Raw genomic sequence first — 9,639 nt, forward strand, 5'->3', positions numbered from 1 at the left:
CCGAGGGGCCGGCGGCCACCCCGGGACGCCCGGCGGGGTCGGGGCGCGCGGGCGTCGGGGCGGCCGGACGCGATCCGGCGGCCGGTGCCTCCGGCCGTGGCGCAGCAGGCGCGGCAGGCGCAGCAGGCCGTGGTGCGGCCGTGGAGGCGGCGTCCCGGCCGCCGGACGCACCGGCTCGCGCCTCCGTCCCGCCGGGCGCCGTCCCCGGGCCCGCGGTCGCGTCGGGGGCCGAGGCGGTGCGGATCGAACGGCGCGTGCGCGCGGGTGCCTCCGGCTGCAGGCCCGGCACCTGGTAGGGCGTCGACCCGCCCGGGCGGCCGTCGGGGCCGACCGCGGAGACCGGGCGGTTGCGCAGGGCGCGGCGCGAGGCCACGGCTGCTGCACCCGCCCCGCCGGTCGCCGCGGCACCCGGTGCACCGGGGGCGCTCCCCGTCGACGGCGCCTCGCCGGCCCGGCTCGTGCCGCGGGCGGGCGTCGCCTCACCACCGCCCGCCGCACCGGCTCCCGCCGGCACGTCGGGACGCACCGCGGGAGCGGGGGAACCGGAGGCCGCCGCGGCGCGGGCGGCACCGGCGGCGGGCTGCACGGGGGAACCGGGGCGCCCGGCGTCGGCCGGCGTCCCGCCTGCTGCGGCCGCCTGCTCCGCCGCGCGCCGTGCGGCCTCGCGCTCCCGCAGCTCCCGACGGGTCAGCGGCGTGCCGGGTGTGCTCATGACTGACTTCCTCGGTACAGACCGTGCTTGGCGATGTACTGGACGACCCCGTCCGGGACGAGGTACCAGACGGGCTTCCCGGCGCGCGCGCGGTCGCGCACGTCGGTGGACGAGATGGCCAGCGCCGGGATCTCCCACTGGCTGACCCGGTCGGACGGCAGGCCGTCCGTGGACAGGGCGTGCCCGGGCCGGGTGACCGCGACGAACTGGGCGCGCTCGAAGAGCTCCGGGGAGTCCTTCCAGGTGAGGATCTGCTCGATGGCGTCGGCGCCGGTGATGAAGTACAGGTCGGTGTCGGGCCGCTCGTGCGCCAGGTCCCGCAGCGTGTCGACCGTGTAGGTCAGGCCGGGCCGGTCGATGTCGACGCGGCTGACCGTGAACCGCGGGTTCGACGCGGTCGCGATCACCGTCATCAGGTAGCGGTGCTCGGCGGGTGTGACCTCGACGTCCTGCTTGAACGACGGGGCGCCCGTCGGGACGAACACGACCTCGTCCAGGTCGAACTGCGCGGCGACCTCGCTGGCGGCGACGAGGTGGCCGTGGTGGATCGGGTCGAACGTGCCGCCCATCACCCCGAGCCGGGATCGTCGCTGCGTCATCGGTGGCGGGTCCCTCGCGGCCGGTCAGTCGTGGCGGGTGCCGACGCTCCGGAAGGCGAACGTCACGAGCAGCAGGGCGATGAGGACGCCGAAGCCGGCGATGCCGAAGACGACGGGCTCGAAGGGCAGCTCGACGGTCTGCTCGGCGGCGGCCTCGGCGGCGCGCAGCGCAGCGTTCACGTGGTCCTCCCGGGAGGGGTCGAAGTGAGGGTCCAGTGTCGCACGTCCGGCGGGTCCCCCGTCAGGGACGGACGTGCCCGTCGCCGTGCACCACCCACTTGGTGGTGGTCAGCTCGGCGAGCCCCATGGGGCCGCGGGCGTGCAGCTTCTGGGTGGAGATGCCGATCTCGGCGCCGAGGCCGAGCTGGCCGCCGTCCGTGAACCGGGTGGACGCGTTGACCATGACGGCCGCGGAGTCGACCTCGGCCACGAACCGCTCGGACGCGGCGAGGTCGCGCGTGACGATCGCCTCGGTGTGCCCCGAGGACCAGGTGCGGATGTGCTCCAGCGCGGCGTCGAGGTCGTCGACCACCCGCACGGCGAGGTCGAGCGACAGGTACTCGGTCGCCCAGTCCTCGTCGGTGGCCGGCACGACGTCCACCCCCGCGGGCGCGAAGCCCGCGGTCGCGGCGTCGCCGTGCACCGTGACCCCGGCGCCCGCGAGCGCGGTCAGCGCCGACGGCAGGAACCCCGCGGCGGCGTCACGGTGGACCAGCAGCGTCTCCGCCGCGTTGCAGACGCCGACGCGCTGCGTCTTCGCGTTGAGCAGGATCGGCAGGGCGACCGCGGGGTCGGCCGTGGCGTCGACGTACACGTGCACGTTGCCGACGCCGGTCTCGATGACCGGCACGGTGGCCTCGCGCACGACGGTCCGGATCAGGTCGGCGCCGCCGCGCGGCACCAGCACGTCCACCAGGCCGCGGGCGTGCATGAGCGCGACGCCGCCCGCGCGGCCGTAGGCGTCGATCGACTGGACGAGGTCGGCGGGCAGCCCGCGGGCCTCGAGGGCGGCGCGCAGCACCGCGACGATCCGCTCGTTGCTGCGCGCGGCGGCCGACCCGCCCCGGAGCACCACCGCGTTGCCGCTCTTCAGCGCGAGCCCGACGGCGTCGACGGTGACGTTGGGCCGCGCCTCGTAGATCATGCCGACCACGCCCATCGGGACCCGGAGCTGGCGCATCCGCAGGCCGTTCGGCAGCGTGGAGCCGCGCACGACCTCCCCGACCGGGTCGGGCAGCGCCGCGACCTCCCGCAGGGCGTCCGCGATGCCGGCGATCCGCTCGGGCGTGAGCGTGAGCCGATCGAGCAGGCCGGCGGACGTGCCCTGCTCGCGACCGCGGGCCACGTCCTCGGCGTTCGCCGCCACGATCGCGTCGGCGTCCGCGACGAGCGCGTCCGCGAGCGCCCCGAGCGCGGCGTCCTTCGTGGCACGGGTGGCCACGGCGAGCGCGCGGGCGGCGACCTGCGCGCGCCGGGCCACGGCGAGCACCTGCTCGGTGACGTCGGGCTGCGTGCCGTCCCCAGTTGCCGGGGCCGCGTCGAGGTGCTGCGCCCCGTCGGTGGCCGGGGCGTCGAGGGAGGTCGTCATCGCACCAGGGTAGTCCCGGGCGCCGGACACGCCCCGGAGCCGTCCGGGGGCTGGTCGGGTGGCCGCCGACGCGCTCAGCGCCGCCGGCGCACCAGCACGAGGTCGTCCCGGTGCACGAGCTCCCGGTCGTACCCCTCCCCGAGGTCGGCACGCAGGTCCTGCGTCGATCGCCCGAGCAGCCCCGGCGCCTCCTGCGCGGAGTACGCGACGAGGCCGCGGGCGACCACCGTGCCGTCCGGCCCCGCGAGCTCCACGGGGTCGCCGGCCTCGAAGTCGCCCTCGACCGCGGTGACGCCCGCCGGGAGCAGCGACGTGCCGCGCTCGACGACGGCCCGCACCGCCCCGTCGTCGAGGACGAGCCGACCCCGGGTCCGGGCCGCGTACGCGAGCCACAGCAGCCGCGTCGACGTGCGGCGCCCGGTCGCCGCGAACCACGTGCCCACGTCCTGGCCCGCCAGCGCCGCCGCGACCTGCGCGGCCGAGGTCAGCACCACCGGCACGCCCGACGCCGTCGCGATGGCCACGGACTCGAGCTTGGTCACCATGCCGCCGGTGCCGACGTGGCTGCCGCGCGCCGACACGTCGACGCCCTCCAGGTCGCGCGGCCCGCGGACCTCCGGGATGCGGCGCGAGCCCGGCCGGGACGGCGGGCCCGTGTAGAGCCCGTCGACGTCGGTGAGCAGGACCATCGCGTCCGCGTGGACCAGGTGCGACACGAGGGCGGCGAGCCGGTCGTTGTCGCCGAACCGGATCTCGTCGGTCGCCACGGTGTCGTTCTCGTTGACGATCGGCACGATGCCCAGGTCCAGCAGCCGGTCCAGGGCACGCTGCGCGTTGCGGTACTGCCCGCGCCGCATCGTGTCGTCGGCCGTGAGCAGCACCTGCCCCACCCGCAGGCCGTGCGCGTGGAACGCCCGCGTGTAGTGCGCGACGAGCAGCCCCTGGCCCACCGACGCGGCGGCCTGCTGCGTCGCGAGGTCGCGCGGGCGCCGGGCGAGGCCCAGGGGGTCCATGCCGGTCGCGATGGCCCCGGAGGACACCAGCACGACCTGACGGCCGTCCGCGACGCGGGACGCCAGCACGTCCACCAGCGCCCGCAGCCGCTCGGGGTCGAGGCGGCCGTCCGCGTCCGTCAGCGACGAGGAGCCGACCTTCACCACCACGCGGTGGACCTGGGGCAGCAGGCGGCGGTCGGACAGCGCGGCGGCACTCACGCGGGCATTCTGCCCCGGGGACGGCGGCGGCCCCACGGGATTCCGCGGGCCGGACGCCTCAGTCCTCGGTCCAGAGACCGGCCTCGCGCTCGGTCCACAGCTCGGCCCGGGCCTCGGCCTTGGCGTCCATGCGCTCCTTGTACTCCTGGCGCTTCTGGCCGCGGGTGGGCCGGTTGTGGTCCTCCAGCCGCACGTCCGACCCGCGCGGGCCGCCGAGCAGCTCCGCACCGGTCAGCAGCGTGGGCTCCCAGTCGAACACCACCGCGGACGGCCCGTCGCCGATGACGACCTCGGCGCCAGCGACGGCACCGGCCTTCAGCAGGGCGTCCTCGACCCCCAGCCGCGCCAGCCGGTCCGCCAGGTAGCCGACCGCCTCGTCGTTCGCGAAGTCCGTCTGGCGCACCCACCGCTCGGGCTTCGAGCCGCGGACCTGGAAGTACTCGTGGTCGCCCTCGGCCCGGCGCGTGACGGTGAACCCCGACTCGTTGACGGCGCGCGGACGCAGCACGACGCGCGTGGCCTCGGGCGCCGGGGCCTCCCGGCGGGCCTGCTCGACCAGCTCGGCCAGCGCGAACGTCAGCGGGCGCAGGCCCTCGTGGCTCGCCGTCGAGACCGCGAACACGCGCAGCCCGCGCGCCTCGAGGTCCGGCCGCACCAGGTCCGCGAGCTCGCGGGCCTCCGGCACGTCGATCTTGTTGAGCACGACCAGCCGCGGGCGCTCCGTCAGCGGCACCCGGCCGCCCTCGATGCCGAGGTCCCCGGCGTACGCGGCGAGCTCGGCCTCGATGACCTCGAGGTCGGTCAGCGGGTCGCGCCCCGGCTCCAGGGTCGCGCAGTCGAGCACGTGCACGAGCACCGCGCAGCGCTCCACGTGCCGCAGGAACTCCAGGCCCAGGCCCTTGCCCTCGCTCGCACCGGGGATGAGGCCCGGCACGTCCGCGACCGTGTAGCGCGCGTCGCCCGCCTGCACGACACCGAGGTTCGGCACCAGGGTCGTGAACGGGTAGTCGGCGATCTTGGGCCGGGCGGCGGACATCGCCGCGACCAGCGACGACTTGCCGGCGCTCGGGAAGCCGACGAGGGCGACGTCGGCGATCGTCTTGAGCTCCAGCACGACGTCGCGCGCCTCGCCCGGCTCGCCGAGCAGCGCGAAGCCGGGGGCCTTGCGCCGCGGGGAGGACAGCGCGGCGTTGCCCAGACCGCCGTGACCGCCCTCGGCGACGACGAACTGCGCGCCGGCGCCCACGAGGTCGGCCAGCACCTCGCCGTCGGCCGACTTCACGACGGTGCCGTCCGGCACGGGCAGCACCAGGTCCTGGCCCGTGGAGCCCTGCCGGTGGTCACCCATCCCCTGGGTGCCGGACGGGGCGTGCCGGTGCGGGGCGTGGTGGTAGTCCAGGAGCGTCGTCACCTGCGGGTCGACGACCAGGACGACGCTGCCCCCGTTGCCCCCGTTGCCCCCGTCGGGGCCGGCGAGCGGCTTGAACTTCTCGCGGTGGATGGACGCGCAGCCGTGGCCGCCGTCACCGCCGCTGGCGTGGAGGACGACTCGGTCGACGAACGCGGCCATGTGCGGGTGGTTCCTTCCTCATGGACGAAGGGGCGCACCGCGTCGTGCGGTGCGCCCCTCCGGCCTGCGTGCTGGGGTGCGGCGGCGTCAGCCCGCCGTCACGATGTCGATGACCTTGCGGCCACGACGGGTGCCGAACTGCACCGCACCGGCGGCGAGGGCGAACAGCGTGTCGTCGCCGCCACGGCCGACGTTCACGCCGGGGTGGAAGTGCGTGCCGCGCTGGCGGACGATGATCTCGCCGGCGTTGACGACCTGGCCGCCGAAGCGCTTGACGCCGAGGCGCTGGGCGTTGGAGTCGCGACCGTTGCGCGAGGAGCTCGCGCCCTTCTTGTGTGCCATCTCAGGCCTGCTTTCCTGCGGTGCTGTCTACGGGAGGTCGGTCACGGGCGCGCGGCCCGCGGGGTCACTTGATGCCGGTGACCTTGAGGCGGGTGAGCGCCTGGCGGTGGCCCTGGCGGCGGCGGTAGCCGGTCTTGTTCTTGTACCGCAGGATGTCGATCTTCGGGCCCTTCTCGTCCCGGACGACCTCCGCGGTGACGGTGACCTTGGCGAGCGCCGCGGCGTCCGACGTCACGGCCTCCCCGTCGACCAGTAGCAGCGCCGGCAGCTGGACCGTCGAGCCGGCCTCGGCCGCGATGCGGTCCACGACGACGACGTCGCCGACGGCGACCTTCTCCTGACGGCCGCCGGCCTTCACGATCGCGTACACCACGTTGCTGCTCATCTCTGCTCGTCGAACTACAGGTTCTGGGGGCGTCCCGACCCGGGCCGCGTCCCGGCGCGCCACCGCGGTGGCAGCGGGACTCGGGAGCGTCGGCACCGCAGGGGCGGTACGCGCGAACGGTGCTCTCCGGCGAGGACCGCACGAGCGGCTCTCGTCAGAACGCACCGACGTTCAAGGATACGCAAGCCCGTCCCCGAGGGTCAAACCGTGCCGGTATCCCGGGGTGGGTGCGGGGCCCGGTGCCGGTGCACCGGGCCCCGCACCTCAGGCCTCGTCGGGCTCGTCCGCCTCGGGGAGCTCGAACAGGCCGGGGTCCACCGGGGTCAGCTCGAGCCGGTCCGGCGCGTCGTCCGCGGTGGCGGCCGCGCCCCCGGTCGACCTCGCGCCCTCGCCGGACGTGCCGGCGCGGGTGGCCAGGTCGCCGAGCGCGGCGAAGACGTCCAGCACGACGGGGTGCTGCTCCGGCTCGGGCGCCCGGTCGCCGGCGGCGTCCCGGCCCTCGGCCTGCTCCGCGGTCGCGGGCTGCGGCACGGTCGTGCCGTCCGCCTCCGCGTCGGCGACGTGGTCGTGCTGCGGCTCGTCGTCGTGGGCGTGCGCGTGGGCTGCGGCGGCGGCGATCGTCGCGAGCGTGGCCTTGACCGCCTCGCGCGCCTCCGGCAGCACCGGGACGGACGCCGTGGGCGCGCCGGCCGCCGGCTGCTCCTTGGCGCCACCGCGCTTGCGGCGGGACTTCTTGGCCTCGCCGCCCTCGGGCGCCTGCTGCGGGGCGCCCGCGTCGGGGCGGCCGTTGCCCTTCTCGACCGGCTCCGTGTGCACGATGAACCCGCGGCCGTTGCAGTGCTCGCAGGTCTCCGAGAACGCCTCGACGAGCCCCTGACCCACCCGCTTGCGGGTCATCTGGACCAGGCCGAGCGAGGTGACCTCGGCCACCTGGTGCTTCGTGCGGTCCCGCCCCAGGCACTCCACGAGCCGGCGCAGCACGAGGTCGCGGTTGGACTCCAGCACCATGTCGATGAAGTCGATGACGATGATGCCGCCGATGTCCCGCAGCCGGAGCTGGCGGACGATCTCCTCCGCGGCCTCCAGGTTGTTGCGGGTGACCGTCTCCTCGAGCGTGCCGCCCGCACCCGTGAACTTGCCGGTGTTGACGTCCACGACCGTCATGGCCTCGGTGCGGTCGATGACCAGCGAGCCGCCCGACGGCAGCCAGACCTTGCGGTCCATGCCCTTGGCGAGCTGCTCGTCGACGCGGTGGTCGTGGAACACGTCGCCCGCGCCGGTGTACTTCGACACCTTCTGCGCGAGGTCCGGCGCGAGCTCGCCGATGTACGACGAGATCGTCGACCACGCGCCGTCGCCCTGGACGACCAACGACGAGAAGTCGTCGTTGAAGATGTCGCGGACCACGCGGATCGCCAGGTCCGGCTCGCCCTGGAGCAGCGCCGGCGCGGACGCGGTCTTCGCCTTCTTCTCGATCGCCTCCCACTGCGACTGCAGCCGGGCGATATCGGCGCGCAGCTCCTCCTCGCTCGCCCCCTCGGCGGCCGTGCGCACGATGACGCCGGCGGAGTCCGGGACGACCTCGCGCAGGATCTTCTTCAGGCGCGCGCGCTCGGGCTCCGGCAGCTTGCGGCTGATGCCGGTCATGCCGCCGCCCGGGACGTACACGAGGTACCGGCCGGCGAGCGTGATCTGCGACGTCAGGCGGGCGCCCTTGTGGCCGATCGGGTCCTTGGTGACCTGCACCAGCACCGAGTCGCCGGACTTCAGCGCCTGCTCGATGCGGCGCGGCTGGCCGCCCTCGAGGCCCGCGGCGTCCCAGTTGACCTCGCCGGCGTACAGCACCGCGTTGCGGCCCTTGCCGACGTCGACGAACGCGGCCTCCATGCTGGGCAGCACGTTCTGGACGCGACCGAGGTAGACGTTGCCGGCCATCGAGACCTGCGCCTGCCGGGACACGTAGTGCTCGACGAGCACGCCGTCCTCGAGCACCGCGATCTGCGTCTTGCCGTGCGCCTCGCGCACGATCATCGAGCGCTCGACCGACTCGCGGCGGGCCAGGAACTCGGCCTCCGTGATGATCTGGCGGCGGCGGCCCGCGTCACGGCCCTCGCGGCGGCGCTGGCGCTTCGCCTCCAGACGGGTCGAGCCGCGCAGCGCGGTGACCTCGTCGCTGCGGGTCCCCGACCGGCGCGGCTCGCTCTCGGCCGCCTCGCTGCCGCGGCCCGAGCGGCGGCGGCGACGGCGACGACGGCTGCCGCCACCCTGCTCGTCGCCCTCGGACCGGTCGTCCGCGTCGTCCGCGTCGTCCGCGCCCTCGGCGCCGTCCGCGTCCTCCGCGGCGTCCTGCTGGTCGTCGGCGGCGTCCTCCGGGCCGTCGGCGGCCTCGGCGTCACCGTCCGACGTCCCGCGGGAACGCCGACCGCGCCCACCGCGACGGCGGCGGCGGCGCGGGGTGCCCTCGTCGCCGTCCTGCTCGCCGTCCGCGGCCTCGGCGGCACCGGCGGCCTGCTCCTCGGCGTCCGCCGGCTCCGCGTCCTGCTCGAGGGGGACCTCGACGGCGTCGGCCTCGGCGGGCTCGACGGCCTCCGGGGCCTCCTCGGCACGGGTGCGGCCGCGGCGACCACGGCGACGGGACGGCGCGGCCTGCTCCTCGGCGGGAGCGGCCGGGGCGGACCCGGCGTCCTCGGGCCGCGCCTCGGCGGCCTGGGCCTCGGCGGCCTGGGCGGCGGCGGAGATGGTCTCGGGCGACCCGGACGGCGCCTGCGCGCGCCGACGGCGACGCGGGGCCTCGGGCGCCTGGAACAGCAGCGCGGTGGTCGCGAGACGGGCGGCGGTGCGGTCCTGGTCGCCGCCGCCCGGGGCGGACGACGGGGAGGGCGTGGTGGACGCCGTGGACGCCGCCGGGGCGGACGCCGGCGCCGCGGGGGCGGACGGCGTGGTGCGCCCCAGCTCGGCCAGCACGTCGAGGCGCGACTCCGGCGCCGCGGCGGACGTCTGCTCGGCCTGCTCGACCGTCTCGGCGATCTGCTCGTCCTCGGGGTCCTCGACCAGCGGCTCGTCGACCGGCGCGACCGGCTCCGGCAGCACGGCGGCCGGCTCGACGGGATCGACCGGCGCCGCGGCGGGGCGGGTGGCACGGCGGGACCGGCGCGGCCGGGAGGCGGCCGGCTCGGCGGGCTGCTCCGCCGCGGGAGCGGGCTGCTCGGCGGCGGGCTGCGCGGCAGCG

Annotated in this window: 8 protein-coding genes and 1 pseudogene; all 9 read right to left on the reverse strand. The window is 76.3% G+C overall.

From position 1 onward, the window contains the following. Positions 1-712 (reverse strand): annotated as a pseudogene (locus tag AAHH18_RS17940) (hypothetical protein); the annotation flags it as partial. Next, positions 709-1,311 carry a nicotinate-nucleotide adenylyltransferase gene (nadD, locus tag AAHH18_RS17945; protein ID WP_343302557.1) on the reverse strand — a complete coding sequence of 201 codons (603 nt, stop codon included), beginning with the start codon at positions 1,309-1,311 and terminating at the stop codon, positions 709-711. The gene nadD and the pseudogene AAHH18_RS17940, both read right to left, overlap by 4 nt. Positions 1,312-1,335: 24 nt before the next feature. Beyond that, the gene (locus AAHH18_RS17950) at positions 1,336-1,491 is read right to left on the reverse strand and encodes a hypothetical protein (RefSeq protein WP_222171850.1); all 156 of its coding nucleotides are present in this window, start codon (positions 1,489-1,491) and stop codon (positions 1,336-1,338) included. A gap of 61 nt (positions 1,492-1,552) precedes the next feature. Next, positions 1,553-2,899, reverse strand: coding sequence for a glutamate-5-semialdehyde dehydrogenase (locus AAHH18_RS17955; protein ID WP_343302558.1), 1,347 nt, complete (start codon positions 2,897-2,899; stop codon positions 1,553-1,555). A gap of 74 nt (positions 2,900-2,973) precedes the next feature. Then, entirely contained in the window at positions 2,974-4,113 is a 1,140-nt protein-coding gene (gene proB, locus AAHH18_RS17960) for a glutamate 5-kinase (protein ID WP_283320903.1), read from the reverse strand. Positions 4,114-4,171: 58 nt separating this feature from the next. Then, a complete protein-coding gene (gene obgE / locus AAHH18_RS17965; protein WP_283320904.1) occupies positions 4,172-5,683 on the reverse strand; it encodes a GTPase ObgE in 1,512 nt (503 codons plus the stop codon). Positions 5,684-5,770: 87 nt separating this feature from the next. Then, on the reverse strand, positions 5,771-6,025 hold the full coding sequence (gene rpmA / locus AAHH18_RS17970; protein ID WP_147796066.1) for a 50S ribosomal protein L27: 255 nt from the start codon (positions 6,023-6,025) through the stop codon (positions 5,771-5,773). A gap of 64 nt (positions 6,026-6,089) precedes the next feature. Beyond that, complete coding sequence (gene rplU, locus AAHH18_RS17975) at positions 6,090-6,398, reverse strand: 50S ribosomal protein L21 (RefSeq protein ID WP_222172616.1); 309 nt, start codon at positions 6,396-6,398, stop codon at positions 6,090-6,092. 276 nt (positions 6,399-6,674) lie between these two features. Beyond that, on the reverse strand, positions 6,675-9,639 hold a 2,965-nt coding region (locus tag AAHH18_RS17980; RefSeq protein WP_343302559.1), incomplete at its 5' end, for an Rne/Rng family ribonuclease.

The organism is Cellulomonas olei, assembly GCF_039548315.1.
Taxonomy (GTDB): Bacteria; Actinomycetota; Actinomycetes; order Actinomycetales; family Cellulomonadaceae; genus Cellulomonas.

Excerpts from the sequence above, each read along its gene's own strand:
- rpmA (WP_147796066.1), bottom strand. The coding sequence starts at position 6,025 with ATGGCACACAAGAAGGGCGCGAGCTCCTCGCGCAACGGTCGCGACTCC.
- AAHH18_RS17955 (WP_343302558.1), bottom strand. The coding sequence starts at position 2,899 with ATGACGACCTCCCTCGACGCCCCGGCCACCGACGGGGCGCAGCACCTC.
- nadD (WP_343302557.1), bottom strand. The coding sequence starts at position 1,311 with ATGACGCAGCGACGATCCCGGCTCGGGGTGATGGGCGGCACGTTCGAC.
- obgE (WP_283320904.1), bottom strand. The coding sequence starts at position 5,683 with ATGGCCGCGTTCGTCGACCGAGTCGTCCTCCACGCCAGCGGCGGTGAC.